This is a genomic window from uncultured Arthrobacter sp., assembly GCF_964021775.1.
Taxonomy (GTDB): domain Bacteria; phylum Actinomycetota; class Actinomycetes; order Actinomycetales; family Micrococcaceae; genus Arthrobacter.
In genome coordinates this window covers 1-15,121 of sequence record NZ_CAXHZI010000001.1, presented here as the reverse complement: position 1 = coordinate 15,121, position 15,121 = coordinate 1, and the positions used below count along the sequence as shown (strand labels likewise).

Below are 15,121 nucleotides of genomic sequence, written 5' to 3'. Positions count from 1 at the left end.
GGAGCCCACTAGACTGGGCCGGACGACGCTGCCGTCGGCATGCAGTCGCGCCCTGAAAAGGTGCCCGTCAGGTGGGAGTTCAATGAGGAATCCGGTCGAGCAGGCAGCCCCGCGCAGTTCCGGCCACGGCCACGGCTTCGGCCAGAGCCAGAGCCCGGAGCTGCGCCAGCAGCATGCCCGCGCGGGGCATGAGCAGCTGGACTCCCTTGGCCTGGCCGGGGCGCCACTGCCCGGGCTGCGCAGCCTGATCCGGGAATCCTGGCAGCGCTCCGCCGAGTTGCACGCCAACCCTGACAACCCCGAAGCCCCGCTGGCCATGGACCGCGAGGAACTCGAGGAATACCGCCGGCAGCACCCGCTGGCCGCGATCATGCCCGTGATCCACAAACTCCTGGTCCGGCCCAGCCACGACAGCGGCATGCTGGTGGCCGTTGGCGATGAGGTGGGCCGGTTGCTCTGGGTGGAGGGCGACCCCGCCATGCAGCGCCGCGCCGAAGGGATGATGTTCGTCCCCGGCGCCGATTGGTCCGAGGCCACCGTCGGCACCAGCGCGCCCGGCACCGCGCTGGCCCTGGGCCGCGGCATCCAGATCGCCGGCGCCGAACACTACAAACGCTCCGTTCATCCGTGGAGCTGCACAGCCGTGCCGTTCCACGACCCGGATTCCGGCGCCCTGCTGGGCGTCGTGGACATCACCGGGACCGAATCCGCCGTCGCGCCGCACGCCCTGTCCCTGGTCGAGGCGACCGTCGCCGCCGCTCAGGCCCACCTGCGGGTGGAGCGGCTCCAGCTCGCCGCCGCCCGGCACGCCGCCCCGGTCCGACGCCGGCCGACCGCCGCCGCGTCCGGCGCCGCGTCCGGCGCCGCGTCGGGCGCCGGCACAAAGGCCGCCGGGATGGGCTCCCGGGCGCCCGGCAGCCTGTACCGCAACAGCCTGCAGCTGCTCGGCCGCGACCAGGCCGTGCTGAGCATCGACGGCAGCACCGTCACGCTGTCCGCCCGGCACAGCGAAATCCTTGCCCTGCTCAGCATGCATCCGGAAGGACTCAACGCGGAGGAGCTGAGCGCCCTGCTCTACCCGCGCGATGGCTCCACCATGACCCTGCGGGCCGAGATGGTGCGGCTGCGCAAGGTCCTGCAGCAGCTCAACCCGGATGCCGTCCCGGAGTCCCGGCCCTACCGGCTCCCGGTGGACCTGGTGCCGGACTCCGGCCAGGTCCTCAGCTGCCTGCAGCGCGGCGCGCACCGGATCGCGCTGGAAATCTACCGCGGCGCGGTGCTGCCGCGTTCCGAGGCGCCCGGCATCGCCGAGCTGCGCAGCCGCGTCTCGGCCCTGCTGCGCGAGGCGGTGCTGACCGACGGCAGCGCCGAATCGCTGCTGAAGTACGCCGAGCTGCCGGAGGCACGGGACGACGTCGGGGTCCGCACCGCCGCGCTGAAGCTGCTGCCGCCGCGCTCGCCCAAGCGGGCCGCCGTCGTCGCGGACCTGGAGCGGCTCGACGCTGAGCTGAGCGCCTGAGCCAGCCGCCGCCCGCACCGCGGACGGCCCCACGCGAACCGGCGTGATTCGGCTCACATGGTTGCAACCTGCTCGCAACCTCCCCGCTCCTAGGCTGGTGCCAGCGGCGGCCGCAGTAATCCCGGCCGCTTCCGCCACCCATCTTGCACAGCAAAGGAGCTAGCAATGACTGTCTACGCACAGCCCGGTACCGAGGGCTCGAAGGTCACCTTCAAGGACCGCTACGAGAACTGGATCGGCGGCGAATGGGTTTCCCCGGTCAAGGGCCAGTACTTCGAAAACATCACCCCGGTAACGGGCAAGGCGTTCTGCGAGGTCGCCCGCGGCACCGCCGAGGACATCGAACTGGCCCTGGACGCCGCGCACAAGGTCGCCCCGTCCTGGGGCAAAACCTCGGTCGCCGAGCGCGCCGCCATCCTGAACAAGATCGCCGACCGGATCGACGAGAACACCGAGATGCTCGCCGTCGCCGAATCCTGGGACAACGGCAAGCCGATCCGCGAAACCCTCAACGCCGACATCCCGCTCGCCGCGGACCACTTCCGCTACTTCGCCTCCGCGGTCCGCGCCCAGGAGGGCCGGCTGTCCCAGCTCGACGACGACACCACCGCCTACCACTACCACGAGCCGCTCGGCGTCGTCGGCCAGATCATCCCGTGGAACTTCCCCATCCTGATGGCCGTCTGGAAGCTGGCCCCCGCGCTGGCCGCCGGAAACGCCGTCGTCCTCAAGCCGGCCGAGCAGACCCCGTCCTCGATCCTGGTGCTGATGGAACTCATCAGCGACCTGCTGCCCGCGGGCGTCATCAACGTCGTCAACGGCTTCGGCGTCGAGGCCGGAAAGCCGCTCGCCTCCAGCCCGCGGATCCGCAAGATCGCGTTCACCGGCGAAACCACCACCGGCCGCCTGATCAGCCAGTACGCATCCCAGAACCTGATCCCGGTCACCCTGGAACTGGGCGGCAAGAGCCCCAACATCTTCTTCAACGACGTCGCGGACACCAACGACGCGTTCTACGACAAGGCCCTTGAAGGCTTTACCCTGTTCGCGTTCAACCAAGGCGAAGTCTGCACTTGCCCGTCCCGCGCCCTGGTCCAGGACGGCATCTACGACTCGTTCATGGCCGACGCGCTGGCCCGGACCCAGAAGATCATCCAGGGCAACCCGCTGGACACCGATACCCAGCTCGGCGCCCAGGCCTCCAACGACCAGCTTGAGAAGATCCTGTCCTACATCGACATCGGAAAGCAGGAGGGCGCCAAGGCGCTCACCGGCGGTGCCCGCGCCGAGCTGTCCGGCGACCTCGCCGGCGGCTACTACGTCCAGCCCACCATCTTCGAGGGCCACAACAAGATGCGGATCTTCCAGGAGGAAATCTTCGGCCCGGTGGTCTCCGTGACCCGCTTCAGCGACTACAACGACGCCATGGGCATCGCCAACGACACCCTCTATGGCCTCGGCGCCGGCGTCTGGTCCCGCAACGGCAACGTCGCCTACCGCGCCGGCCGGGAGATCCAGGCGGGCCGTGTGTGGGTCAACAACTACCACGCCTACCCGGCCGGTGCCGCGTTCGGCGGGTACAAGTCCTCCGGCATCGGCCGCGAGAACCATGCCATGATGCTGGACCACTACCAGCAGACCAAGAACCTGCTGGTCAGCTACAACGAGAACAAGCTCGGCTTCTTCTAAGCCGACGACGGCGGGGCGGACCGGGCTGGTCCGCCCCGCCTCGCCGTTCCCCGCCTCGCCGTTCCGCGGTGACTTCAGTTCCCACCTACAGGAAGTAGATCCGATGACCGAGACCAGGCTCGACGCCGCCGTGACGCTGGCCGGCGAGGACTTTTCCCGCGTGGCCCTCACCCCCGAGGCCGTGCAGCTGCTGCGCAAGCTCTGGCTCCAGCACGGCCCGCTGATGTTCCACCAGTCCGGCGGCTGCTGCGACGGCTCCTCGCCCATGTGCTACCCGGCGGGGGAGTTCCTCACCGGCGACTCGGACGTGCTGCTGGGCCTGTTCGACATCTCGGACGGCGTGCAGCCCCAGCCGCTGGAATTCTGGATGTCCAAGGAGCAGTTCAACTACTGGAGCCACACCCACCTGACGGTCGACGTCGTGCCCGGCCGCGGCAGCGGTTTCTCGGTCGAGGCACCCGAGGGTAAGCGATTCCTCATCCGCTCGACGCTGATGGACTGGCCCGCCTGAACTGGCCCGCCTGAACCCCTGAGCGCGCACGCCTGAGCGCTGAACCTCTGAGCGCGAACGTACACTTGGGGCCCTTCCGAAGAGGGCCCCAAGTGTACGTTCGCGCTTTCCTGTGTCTCAGAATGTGGGATTAAAGCGGCCGTCCAGTGGATGGACACTACTATTAATAGGTCTGTTTCCAACCAGCTACCGAGATTTTGGACTTTCCTATGAACCTTTTCCGGACCAAATCCATCGAGCAGTCGATCGCCGACGCCGATGAGCCCGGACGCAAGCTGAAACGCTCGCTCAGCACCTGGGACCTGATGATCATGGGCGTCGCCGTTGCCGTCGGCGCCGGAATCTTCTCGGTCGGGGCCAAGGCTGCCGCCAACTTTGCCGGCCCTGCCGTGACCATCTCCTTCGCGATCGCCGCCGTCACCTGCGCCCTGGCGATCATGTGCTACGCCGAGTTCGCCACTGCGATCCCCGTGGCCGGCTCCGCCTACGTGTTCACCTACGCCACCATGGGCGAGGTGCTCGCCTGGATCATCGGCTGGAACCTCATCCTCGAACTCTTCACCGCCGCCGCCGTGATTGCCAAGTACTGGGGCATCTACCTCAGCAAGGTGTTCGCGCTGATGGGCCTGGACGTCCCGCCGTCGATCTCCGTGGCCGGCGTCGACCTCTTTTGGGGCGCCTTCCTGATCGTCGCCGTGTTCACCGTCCTGCTGGTCCTGGGGACCAAGCTGTCCGCCCGCGTCGGCAACGTGTTCACCCTGATCAAAATCGCCGTCGTGCTCTTCGTGATCGTGGTCGGCTTCAGCTACGTGAAGTTCGAGAACTATGCCCCGTTCGTCCCGGCCTCCGAGCCCACCGGCGGCACCGGCGCCACGGACGTGCTCAAGCAGTCCTTCTTCGGCTTCCTCACCGGAGCGGCCCCGGCCCAGTACGGCACGCTGGGCATCTTCGCCGGCGCTGCCCTCGTCTTCTTCGCCTTCATCGGCTTCGACGTCGTCGCTACCTCCGCTGAAGAGGTCAAGAACCCGCAGAAGACGCTACCGCGCGGTATCTTCGGCGGTCTCGCGATCGTCACCGTGCTCTACATCCTCGTGTCGCTCGCGCTGACCGGCATGGTGTCCTACACCAAGCTCGCCGAGGCGAAGAACCCGACGCTGACCACCGCCTTCGAAGCCGTGGGCAACACCGACGCCGCCAAGGTCATCGCCTTCGGCTCGCTCGTGGGCCTCACCACCGTGATTATGGTGCTGCTGATGGGCCTCTCCCGCGTGGTGCTGGCCATGAGCCGCGACGGCCTGCTGCCGCGCTCGCTGTCCAAGACCTCCACCATCCGGGCGACGCCGGCACGCCTGCAGATCATCTGCGGCACCGCCGTGGCGGTCGTGGCCGGACTGACCAACGTGGACCTGCTCGAGGAAATGATCAACATCGGCACGCTCTCCGCGTTCGTGATGGTCAGCCTGGGCATCCTGGTGCTGCGCCGCAAGCGCCCGGACCTCAAGCCGGCCTTCCGCGTTCCGTTCGGGAAGGTCCTCCCGGTCGTTTCGGCCGTCCTGTGCCTGTACCTGATGACGAACCTGGCGGTGGAAACCTGGATCTTCTTCGCCATCTGGCTGGTCCTCGGCATCGCGATCTACTTCGCCTACGGGCAGCGCCACTCCCGGCTGAATGAGAAGTTCGCCGAGGCACGGGCCGCCGTCAACGGCCCCGCCGCCGGACCGGATACGCAGCCGTCCGCCCAGCCCGCCGCCGTCGAGGACGAGGACGCAGTCACGCGCTCCTAGCCTCGCCCCGAACCCCAACGCGGGGCCACTAATGGTCCGTCCGGCCTGCCCGGACCGGCCGTAAGTGGCCCCGCGTTGCTGTGTGCGCGGCATCGTTGCGGCCGATTTCCCTGCGAGTGCTCAGGACCTCGGATATCACTTATCCGTAACAATGGTCTCCATGTGGCCGGCATCACAGTATGGTGGAGATAGTCGTGATTTTGAACGTTTGTTCGAGGAGCGAACACTCGGGCTGGGGGCTTGTCATTCCCGCGGCCAATGCGCACATAGGAGTGAACATGAAACGTCGTATTATCAGCGTGCTGGCGGCCGCCTCGGTCCTTGCACTGTCGGCCTGCGGCAGCGGATCGCCGAGTTCCACCGGCGGGGGCAGCGCATCCGGCGGCGCCACCGGCGGCGGCGGGGACCTTACCAAGGTCAGCGTCGGCGTGATCCCGATCGTGGACTGCGCCCCCATCTATCTGGGCAGCAAGCAGGGCTTCTTCAAGGATGAAGGAATCCAGCTGGATATCCAGACCGCCACCGGGGGCGCGGCGATCGTCCCCGGCGTGGTGAGCGGCAGCTTCGACTTCGCCTTCTCCAACCTGATCTCGGTCATGGTGGCGAAGGACAAGGGCCTTGACCTGAAATTCGTGGCCAACGGCGCCTCGACCACGGGCGAGAAGGGCAAGGACATTGGCGGCGTCGTCGTCCCGGCCGGCTCCAGCATCCAGTCCCCGAAGGACCTCGCGGGCAAGACCGTGTCGGTGAACAACCTCTCCAACATCGGCGACACGACCATCAAGTCGGTCGTCGAAAAGGCCGGCGGCGACCCCGCAAGCGTGAAGTTCGTGGAGGTGGCCTTCCCGGACGCCCCCGCCGCGCTGACCAACAAGCAGGTGGACGCGGCCTGGATCCTGGAACCCTTCCTGTCCAAGGCCGTTGCCGAGGGCGGCAAGATCATTTCCTCCAACTTTGTGGACATGAGCCCGGAGCTGGACATCGCCGGCTACTTCACCAAGGCGGACACCATCAAGGACAAGGCGGAGCTGACCCAGAAGTTCACCCGGGCCATGAACAAGTCCCTCGAATACGCCCAGGCCCACCCGCAGGAAGTCCGCGACATCGTGGGCACCTACACCAAGATTGACGAAGCCACCCGGGCCAAAATGATCCTGCCCCGCTACCGGGTGGAGTTCAACAAGGACGCGTTCAAGACCCTCGGCGACGCCGCCGCCAAGTACGGGACGCTGTCCAAGGCTCCGAACGCAGGCGACCTCCTCCCGTGAGTTCCGTGAGTTCCGTCAGTTCCGACGGCGTGGTGTCCGGCGGTGCCGTCCCCGGCGGGGGACGGGGCCGCCGGTCCGGCCGCAAGCTTCCCGTGAAGCAGTTGCTCGGCGTGGTCGGGATTCTTGGGTTCCTGGCCACCTGGGAACTCATTCCCCGGCTGGGCATAATCGACGAGCGCTACCTCCCGCCGGCCAGCGAAGTCATCGCCGCGCTGGCCCTCGACTTCAGCCTGACCGCGTTCTGGGTGTCGGTCGGTGAAACCATGATGGCCTGGTTCCTGGGCCTGGTCATCGCGGTTGCCCTCGCCGTGCTGCTGGGTTTCATCATCGGCTCCAGCAGCTTCCTGCGGAAGGCAACCAACTCCACCGTGGAGTTCCTGCGCCCTATTCCGTCCGTGGCCCTCATCCCGCTGGCGGTGCTGCTCTTCGGCGTAAAGATCGAGTCGTCGCTCATGCTGATCACGTATGCCGCCTTCTGGCAGGTCCTCATCCAGGTCCTGTACGGGGTGGCCGACGTCGACATGGTCGCCAGCAACACCGCCAGGACCTATGGGCTGGGGTGGATGGCGCGGATCCGCTATGTCGTGTTCCCCACGGCGCTGCCCTACCTGATGACCGGTGTGCGGCTGGCTGCCACGGTGGCGCTGGTCCTGGCGATCACGGCGGAACTCGTGATCGGCTCGCCGGGGCTGGGCCGTGAGATCGCCCTCGCGCAATCCGGCGGCGCCATCTCCGGCATGTACGCCCTGGTGCTCGCCACCGGCCTGATTGGTGTGCTGATCAACGTCCTGATGCGGTTCATCGAAAAGAAGACCCTGTCCTGGCATTCCTCTGTCCGTTCCGAGGTGATCGTATGAAAGCACTGAAAACGGCGGCCTACGTCCTCGCGCTGCCGGTACTGCTGGTCCTGGCCTGGTGGGTCTCGACCCTCGGAACGGTCAATTTCTTCGTTCCCACCCCGGCCGCCCTGGTCAACAAGTTCGGCGAGGTCTGGTTCGGTCCGCGCTTCTTCTCGGATGTGCTGCCCAGCGTCGCCCGGCTCCTGATCGGCGTCGTCGCGGCGATCGTGATCGGCGTCGTGGGCGGGGTGCTGATCGGCTCGGTCACATGGCTCCGCGCGTTGCTCGAACCCACGCTCGAATTCTTCCGCGCCATCCCGCCGCCCGTGCTGGTCCCGGTCCTGATCCTGCTGATGGGCATCACCGACTCCATGAAGATTGCGGTCATCATCTCCGGCTGCGTCTGGCCGGTGCTGCTGAACACCATTGAAGGCGTCCGTGCCGTGGACGGGGTCCTCTCGGATTCGGCCCACACCTACGGCATCGACGGCTGGGCCCGGGTGCGTTACCTGGTGCTGCCCTCGGCCAGCCCGCAGATCCTCGCCGGCGTCCGCCAGTCCCTGTCGCTCGGGTTGATCCTGATGGTCATTTCCGAAATGTTTGCCTCGTCTTCGGGGCTTGGCTTCACCATCGTCCAGTTCCAGCGCTCGTTCGCGATCCCGGAAATGTGGTCCGGCATTGTGGTGCTCGGCCTGCTGGGCGTGGCGATGTCGTTCATCTTCCAGTGGGCCGAGCGGAACATCCTGCGCTGGTACCACGGCCAGAAAGAGGTAGAAAATGCAGCCTGACCCCACTCCGGCCCCGTCCGGGAAGACCCTGCCGGAGGCGATGCTCTCCGTCCGCGGCCTGAAGAAGGTCTACCAGACCGACGGCGGCGACATCGAGGCGGTCCGCAACCTCACCTTCGACCTTCGAGCCGGCGAACTCGCCTGCCTCGTCGGACCCTCCGGCTCCGGCAAGACCACACTGCTGAAGTGCATCTCTGGCCTGATGGCGCCCACCGAGGGCGAAGTACTGCTGGACGGCAAGCGGGTGTCCGGGCCGCCGAAGAAGATGGCCGTGGTGTTCCAGGAATACGGCCGCTCGCTGTTCCCCTGGATGCGGGTCCGGGACAACGTGGAGCTGCCGCTGAAGAACCAGGGCGTGCCCAAGGCTGACCGCGACCGGCTGGTCGACGAGGCCCTCGAGGCGGTGGGCCTGGCGCACGTGCCGCGCTCCTACCCCTGGCAGCTCTCCGGCGGCATGCAGCAGCGCGTGGCGATCGCCCGCGCCATCGCCTACCAGCCCGAGGTCCTGCTGATGGACGAACCGTTCGCGGCCGTGGACGCCCAGACCCGCGCGGACCTGGAGGACCTGATCCGGACGGTGTGGAAAAAGCTGGGCGTGACCGTGCTTTTCGTGACCCACGACATCGACGAGTCCGTCTACCTCGGCGAACGGGTCATCATCCTCTCCAGCTCCCCGACGGTGGTGCAGGAGGACATCGTGATCGACCTTCCGGCCGAACGGGACCAGCTGAACACCCGTTCGCTGCCGCGCTTCACCGAGCTCCGCCACCACGTCTACGAGCAGATCCAACTGGCCAAGAAGGGGCACCGGCCCGCGGCGGCCGGCACGCCGTCGTCGGCTCCCGCAGCAACGCCGACGCCGGCCAGCCCGACGGCGGCCTCCGGCACCGGCGGCGCCTAGCCGCCCGGCCGGCCCGGGACTTCCGCTACAGAACCCGATTTCCGCTACGGAAGCGGACCAGTGCACCCCGGATCCGGGGTGCACCGGTCCGCAAGGGGCGCGGGTGTCCGGAAGCGCCGCGGAAGTTTAGCCGCGGCGGCTGCCTGGAAAGGCTGCGACTGCCTGGAAAGCGGGGGGTCCCGGCTAGCCGCAGGCCGTGATCCTGTACAGGGTGCGGCCATCCGCCGAGGCCACTTTCTCGAAGCCGCGGCCGGTGGGCACGTTGTAGAAGCCGGGCCACCGCTTCAGGCTTACCGTGCCGTGGGATCCACCCGGGGCGTCCTCGTAGAAGTGCGTGGCACCGACCTTGCGCAAGGCCGCGCAGACCGACGGGTCCGTGGCCAGCCGGTTGAACCCGGTCCGGAGCAGTTCCTTGGCAGCACTCCCGGCCGTCGGGGCACCGAGCTGCGTGTACACCACATGCCGCCCGGTGAGGGCGTAGAAGTACGTCTCGCCGTTGAAAGGGTCCCCGATCACCACCGCGTCGGCCGGAAGCATCGCACCGGCCCGCTGGATAAAGGCCTGTTCACCCCTCGAAAGGACACCGGTGCCGGCCCGCGCGGATACCTCGTAGTTCTGCGCGGCCACCGCCACCCGGTCCACTGACCGAAAGCCGCCCGAGGCCGTGTACATGCCGTACATCACGACGGCGACGGACAGCGCGACGAGCACCCCCGGGACAGGCCACCTGCCGTACCTGCCGCCGAGGCGGGCGGCAGGCAGCCGCGCCGCCACTGCACGGTGCGCTGCCCTCGCCAGCACCGCGACGGCCAGGGCCGCCAGCAGGCTGCCTGTCATCGCGATGAACGGCGCGATCCGCTGCGTGTCCTTGTACCAGAACCCGGTCAGCCACCGCAGCGCGTTCTCCGGTCCGGCGGCAAGAACATAGAGCGCGGCAAAGGCCAGCCAGGCGACGGTGAGCGGCCTCGCGCCCCTGATGAAGACAGCCACGGCACCGCCGAGGATCACCAGAAGCCCCACCGCGAGGTTGAAATCGTCCGGCGCGGGCGGGGACAGCGCGGGAAATCTCGGAAGGTCGAAGAACGCCAGCAGCAGTGAATCCGGGACTTGGGCCCGCACCGCGCGCGGGTAGGCCATCACACCGGCAAGCAACTGGGAATGGGCCAGCACGGCGTAGGCCGCTGCGGCGGCAGCAACCGCCGCCGCGCCCACCGCGACCGCCATCCCGGGGCGGCGTCGTGCGCCCCGCAGCAGCGGCGGCAGGACGTGCGCCGCCACGAAAGGCAGCGCGGCAATCACGGTGGCAAAAACGGCACTCGGGTGCGCGGCCGCACAGCCGCCCAAGACCGCGGCCAGGAGCGCGTCCAGGAGCGCATACTCCCTGGCCGGCGTGCCGGCCCGCTCGGCGGAGGCCAGACGCCGCAGCAGCAGGACACCCAGGGCCAGGGCAGCCGGGACCAGGGCGGTGGCGAGCCCGTTGGGCCATTGGCCGCTGCGGAGGAGTTGGGAGTAGGGAAAGCTGACAAAGGACGCCGCGAAAAGCGGCGTCAGCGCCCACGCCAGCGGATGCCGCGGCAGGACCGCCGAGGCCAGAAACGTCAGGCCGATCGGCCAGATCAGGCCACCGATGACGATCGAGGACAGGTTGGCTGTTTCCGCCACGCTGCCCGGGACCAGCGACACCACGCTGTGCCAGCCCGCGGGGTAATAAGTGCCGGAACCGAAGACCGGAGCCACGCCCCACGGTGTGGCGCTGCCGGACTCCTGGATCCAGCGCAGCACGTTCAGGTGGAAGATGGGATCCCAGCCCTGCGACGCGGCGGCCGGATTGCCGATCCCCCGAAGCAGCGCCAGGCAGGTCACCGCCGAACCGGTCAGCACGCCCGCGCCGACTGCCAGGTTCACCGGCCAGCGGAGACGGGCAGGCCACAGGCTTGAGGTCAGGCTGAGCCGCCTCCCAACCAGCCAGGCGGCCACCACCGGCGGCACGGCGCTCAGGGCGGCCGTGGCAGCATTCCACGGCACGCCCACGGCGTCAGCCGCCAGGCTTCCGGCCAGGAAAACCAGCAAGGTCACGGCCGGGCTGAGGGCAACTGCCGCAGGCCAGCCCGGTTTTAGCGGCAGGAGCACCAGCACCCCCGGGAGGAAAAACGCGCCGACCAGAAGAACCACGGTCAGGGCGTGCGGGAGCAGCCCGGGAAGCCAAGTCAGCATAGGGGTGTCAGCGCGCTCCGGACCGGATCTTGTTCTTCAGGGAAACAGCCAGCGTCTTGTTGAGCAGCTTGGCGGCTCCGGCGGTCAGAGCCCCGCCCTGGCCGGACAGTGCCGGGTAAAGTGTCTGGGCTTCGGTGCGTTTCTGTTCGAGGAGGGCGGGGAGGTTGGCTGCCAGCGCGCCGGGCTGCTCGGGCATGGCGGGGGACTCGTCGCCGAGGGCTAAAGTCCAGCCACTGCCCAGGGCCGCGACGGACTCGTGTTTGACGTCGTAGTAGTCCTTTTTCACGCCGACGGCGATGCCGCGGGCACCCGCGGCGGCGGCCAGCAGGTGCAGGTGGAAGCGGCTGGTGACCCAGGTCTGCTGTGCGGAGAGCGGCAGGCCGTTGGTCCAGACGCGGCTGAACGGGATGAACCGGCTCTCCGGGATGCGGTCGGCGAGGCGCTCGTAGGCGGCGTGGTCGACGCCGGGGATCGCCTCGACGTAATAGGCCTTGACTCCCCGGCGGCCGGCGAGATCCACCTGGGTGCGTGCGATGTCGACGGCGGCCTGGAAGCGTCCGGGGTCGGCCAGGTCGCTTTGGATGCAGACGTAAAGCCCGGCCGGGGCGTTATTGCGGCCAATTTCCCCGGCAATGCCAAGGAACGCGTCGTCCAGGCCACGTTCCAGACCGTGGGCCGCAGCGCTGGGCTCGTCCCGGGCTCTAACGTAGTGGAAACCCCCGAAAAGGGGTGGTTGGGTGTCGGCCGCCGGGAGTGCCGGCATCAGGCCCTGGCCGGTGGCGTAGAGCCGGGCGCCGGTGGCTTCGCTGACGGCGCGCATGCCCTCGACCAGTCCGGCGTGGTGCGGCCAGGTGCCGTTGACATAGCCGCCGCCGATCAGGTGCAGCGACTCGGCTTCGCGGAGTTTGAGGATGCCCAGGTCGTAGGCGGGGGTGCCGAAGTTGGTGATGCGTTCGCGGATGGTTTTGGCTGCCGCATCCGCGGGGAGGTCGGCGGTGTCGTGCACCAGGCGCCAGAGCGTATTGGTGATCCGGAGCCGGGGGTGCAGGCCCTCGAAGAGGACCTGGGCCATGCCCGGTTGGGGGCAGTCGAGCCAGACGTCGGCGTCGGGCCGGGCCGCGGCCAGGTGCTTGAGCCAGGCGGCGGCGATAAACTCGTCGCCGAAGTTGGGGTGGCCGGAAGTGCCGACCAGATAAATGATTCCCGAATTCACTCAACAGACTATAGCGGCGTGCCCGCGCTGTGAGCGAAAGAACACCCCGCCGCGGAGAACCGCGGCGGGGCGTTCTTTGGTGCAGGCTGAAATTAGCCGATCTTGTTGGCAGCCTCGGCGTCCGAGGTGGCAGCGCCGGCGGCGGCACCCAGGTTGGCGCGCAGCTTCGCGCCGAGCTCGGCGTCGACGTTGGTCCAGTACTGGATGGCGCGTTCCTTGATGGCCGCGCTCTTGACGCCGCCCACCGCACCGGTGAGGGTGTCCAGCAGGCGGGCCTTGGCGCCGTCGTCGAACACTTCGCGGTACAGCGTGCCGGCCTGGCCGAAGTCGCCGTCCTCAGCGTGCAGGGAGTGCGCGGAGAGCGTCAGCTCGCCGTCGTTCTCCCAGCCGCCGGCCGGGTTCTGCGGTTCCACGGCAGCCGGGCCGCCGAAGGAGTTCGGCGCGTACACCGGCACCGAGGGGGCGTTGAAGTGGTACCGCGCCGCGCCGTCCTGGCTGTAGTTGTTGACCTGGCTCTTGGGCAGGTTGACCGGAAGCTGGGCGTGGTTGGTGCCCACGCGGTAGCGGTGCGCGTCGGCGTAGGAGAAGATGCGGGCCTGCAGCATCTTGTCCGGCGAGGCGGCGATGCCCGGCACGAAGTTCGACGGCGCGAAGGTGGCCTGCTCGATCTGCGCGAAGTAGTTCTCCGGGTTCCTGTTCAGCTCCATGGTGCCGACCTTGACCAGCGGGTAGTCGCCGTGCGGCCATACCTTGGTGACGTCGAACGGGTTGAAGCGGTAGGTCTTGGCGTCTTCGTAGGGCATCACCTGGACGTGCAGGTCCCAGGAGGGGAAGTTGCCCGCGTCGATGTTTTCCTGCAGGTCGCGGATGTAGAAGTCCGCGTCCGCGCCGGCCAGCTCTTCTGCCTCGTCGCCGGTCAGGGACTTGACGCCCTGGTTGGACTTGAAGTGGTACTTGACCCAGAAGCGCTCGACCGCGGCGTTGATCCACTGGTAGGTGTGCGAGCCGTAGCCCTGCATTTCACGCCAGGAGGCCGGCAGGCCGCGGTCGCCCATGAGCCAGGTGACCTGGTGGGCGGACTCGGGGGAGAGGGTCCAGAAATCCCACTGCATGTCGGCGTCGCGCAGGTGGGTGCCGGGGAGGCGCTTCTGCGAGTGGATGAAGTCCGGGAACTTGATGCCGTCGCGGATGAAGAACACCGGGGTGTTGTTGCCGACCAGGTCGTAGTTGCCCTCGGAGGTGTAGAACTTCACGGCGAAGCCGCGCGGGTCGCGGAGGGTGTCGGCGGAGCCTGCCTCGCCGGCGACGGAGGAGAAGCGGATGAGCATGTCCGTTTCGGTGCCCGGCTGGAACAGCGCGGCCTTGGTGTACTGGGAGACATCCCCCGTGGTCGTGAACGTGCCGAAGGCGCCGCCGCCCTTGGCATGCACCACACGCTCCGGCACGCGCTCGCGGTTGAACTGGGCGAGCTTCTCCACCAGGTAGTGGTCGGTCAGGACGATCGCGCCGTCAGCACCGACGGACTTCGAGTGGGCGTCGGAAGTGACGGGGGCACCGGACTGTGTCGTGGACACTGCGGGCGCAGAGATGTTCTGAGTCATCATTCTCCTATTTCTGTTTCTAACTTAGTTACGGTCGGCGGGGAGTTTTTGGGTGCGCTGGCATTCCTCGCAGATGCCCTGGTATAGGACGTCCGCGATCTGGATGGTCATGGGCTTGGAGCCCGAGTCCCAGTGGGGGGTGAGGCACGGCGCGTGGCCGACGGCGCATTCGACGTCCTCAACCCGGCCGCAGCTGATGCAGACGGCGTGGTGGTGGTTGTCGCCCACCCTCGTCTCATACAGCGCAGGCGAGTGGGGAGGTTCGAAGCGCCGGAGCATGTGCAGTGCGGTCAGGTCGCCAAGGACCACATAGACGGACTGGGCGGTGAGTTCGGGCAGGTCTTCGCGGGCGGCGGCAAGGATGCTTTCCGCCGGCGAATGCGGATGGCGCTCGACGGCGGCCAGCACGGCCAGCCGCTGCTTCGTCACCCGGCGGCCGTGGGCGCGCAGGGCCGCGGCCCACGCCTCGCTGCCGTCCACCAAATCCGTCATGGCCCCATTCAAGCACTTATTTTTAGCAGTTCACAATAAGGTTCTGCTTATTTCGAACGCTCCCTCAGGTTTGGCGGTAAACGGGGACACGCTCCCTCAGGTTTGGCGGTGAGTGGGGACACGCTCCCTCAGGTTTGGCGGTAAACGGGGGCACGCTCCCTCAGGTTTGGCAGGGAACGGGGACACGCTCCCTCAGGTTTGGCGGAAACTTTCCGAACGCCACCTCACCTCTTGTGAGGGAGCGTTCGGGTTTGGAGCGCCGGTTGTGAGGGAGCGTTCGGGTTTGGAGCGCCGGTTGTGAG

Annotated in this window: 12 protein-coding genes; 8 read left to right on the top strand and 4 right to left on the bottom strand. The window is 67.7% G+C overall.

The genetic code is table 11. The annotated features are described in order from the left end of the window. Positions 1 to 82 precede the first annotated feature (82 nt). The 8 genes from ABIN76_RS00060 (at position 83) to ABIN76_RS00025 (ending at position 9,299) form a co-directional block, all read left to right on the top strand. Entirely contained in the window at positions 83 to 1,519 is a 1,437-nt protein-coding gene (locus ABIN76_RS00060; RefSeq protein ID WP_346957683.1) for a GAF domain-containing protein, read from the top strand. A 165-nt stretch (positions 1,520 to 1,684) separates the two neighbouring features. Continuing rightward, positions 1,685 to 3,208: an aldehyde dehydrogenase family protein gene (locus tag ABIN76_RS00055; protein ID WP_346957682.1), complete on the top strand. Its 1,524-nt coding sequence runs from the start codon at positions 1,685 to 1,687 to the stop codon at positions 3,206 to 3,208. A 103-nt stretch (positions 3,209 to 3,311) separates the two neighbouring features. Further along, a complete protein-coding gene (locus ABIN76_RS00050) occupies positions 3,312 to 3,719 on the top strand; it encodes a DUF779 domain-containing protein (protein ID WP_346957681.1) in 408 nt (135 codons plus the stop codon). A 209-nt stretch (positions 3,720 to 3,928) separates the two neighbouring features. Beyond that, positions 3,929 to 5,503, top strand: coding sequence for an amino acid permease (locus tag ABIN76_RS00045; RefSeq protein WP_346957680.1), 1,575 nt, complete (start codon positions 3,929 to 3,931; stop codon positions 5,501 to 5,503). Between the two features lie 278 nt (positions 5,504 to 5,781). Then, positions 5,782 to 6,771 (top strand): ABC transporter substrate-binding protein, encoded by a 990-nt coding sequence (locus tag ABIN76_RS00040; RefSeq protein ID WP_346957679.1) that lies wholly within the window; start codon positions 5,782 to 5,784, stop codon positions 6,769 to 6,771. A gap of 92 nt (positions 6,772 to 6,863) precedes the next feature. Beyond that, a complete protein-coding gene (locus tag ABIN76_RS00035; RefSeq protein WP_346958024.1) occupies positions 6,864 to 7,628 on the top strand; it encodes an ABC transporter permease in 765 nt (254 codons plus the stop codon). Continuing rightward, a complete protein-coding gene (locus ABIN76_RS00030; protein WP_346957678.1) occupies positions 7,625 to 8,398 on the top strand; it encodes an ABC transporter permease in 774 nt (257 codons plus the stop codon). Before ABIN76_RS00035 ends, ABIN76_RS00030 begins: the two co-directional genes overlap by 4 nt. Then, positions 8,388 to 9,299: an ABC transporter ATP-binding protein gene (locus ABIN76_RS00025; protein ID WP_346957677.1), complete on the top strand. Its 912-nt coding sequence runs from the start codon at positions 8,388 to 8,390 to the stop codon at positions 9,297 to 9,299. The genes ABIN76_RS00030 and ABIN76_RS00025 overlap by 11 nt, the downstream gene beginning before the upstream one ends. Before the next feature lie 183 nt (positions 9,300 to 9,482). Here the strand turns inward: ABIN76_RS00025 and ABIN76_RS00020 are convergent, their stop codons facing one another. From ABIN76_RS00020 to ABIN76_RS00005, 4 genes are all read right to left on the bottom strand, one after another. Next, entirely contained in the window at positions 9,483 to 11,513 is a 2,031-nt protein-coding gene (locus tag ABIN76_RS00020) for a DUF6541 family protein (protein WP_346957676.1), read from the bottom strand. A gap of 7 nt (positions 11,514 to 11,520) precedes the next feature. Next, positions 11,521 to 12,726 carry a polysaccharide pyruvyl transferase family protein gene (locus ABIN76_RS00015; protein WP_346957675.1) on the bottom strand — a complete coding sequence of 402 codons (1,206 nt, stop codon included), beginning with the start codon at positions 12,724 to 12,726 and terminating at the stop codon, positions 11,521 to 11,523. Between the two features lie 92 nt (positions 12,727 to 12,818). Next, entirely contained in the window at positions 12,819 to 14,327 is a 1,509-nt protein-coding gene (locus ABIN76_RS00010; protein ID WP_346957674.1) for a catalase, read from the bottom strand. Positions 14,328 to 14,351: 24 nt separating this feature from the next. Next, positions 14,352 to 14,819 (bottom strand): Fur family transcriptional regulator, encoded by a 468-nt coding sequence (locus ABIN76_RS00005; RefSeq protein ID WP_346957673.1) that lies wholly within the window; start codon positions 14,817 to 14,819, stop codon positions 14,352 to 14,354. Positions 14,820 to 15,121: the final 302 nt, after the last annotated feature.

Coding starts and splice junctions, on each gene's coding strand:
- ABIN76_RS00060 (WP_346957683.1), top strand. CDS start 83: ATGAGGAATCCGGTCGAGCAGGCAGCCCCGCGCAGTTCCGGCCACGGC.
- ABIN76_RS00055 (WP_346957682.1), top strand. CDS start 1,685: ATGACTGTCTACGCACAGCCCGGTACCGAGGGCTCGAAGGTCACCTTC.
- ABIN76_RS00050 (WP_346957681.1), top strand. CDS start 3,312: ATGACCGAGACCAGGCTCGACGCCGCCGTGACGCTGGCCGGCGAGGAC.
- ABIN76_RS00045 (WP_346957680.1), top strand. CDS start 3,929: ATGAACCTTTTCCGGACCAAATCCATCGAGCAGTCGATCGCCGACGCC.
- ABIN76_RS00040 (WP_346957679.1), top strand. CDS start 5,782: ATGAAACGTCGTATTATCAGCGTGCTGGCGGCCGCCTCGGTCCTTGCA.
- ABIN76_RS00030 (WP_346957678.1), top strand. CDS start 7,625: ATGAAAGCACTGAAAACGGCGGCCTACGTCCTCGCGCTGCCGGTACTG.
- ABIN76_RS00025 (WP_346957677.1), top strand. CDS start 8,388: ATGCAGCCTGACCCCACTCCGGCCCCGTCCGGGAAGACCCTGCCGGAG.
- ABIN76_RS00020 (WP_346957676.1), bottom strand. CDS start 11,513: ATGCTGACTTGGCTTCCCGGGCTGCTCCCGCACGCCCTGACCGTGGTT.
- ABIN76_RS00010 (WP_346957674.1), bottom strand. CDS start 14,327: ATGACTCAGAACATCTCTGCGCCCGCAGTGTCCACGACACAGTCCGGT.
- ABIN76_RS00005 (WP_346957673.1), bottom strand. CDS start 14,819: ATGACGGATTTGGTGGACGGCAGCGAGGCGTGGGCCGCGGCCCTGCGC.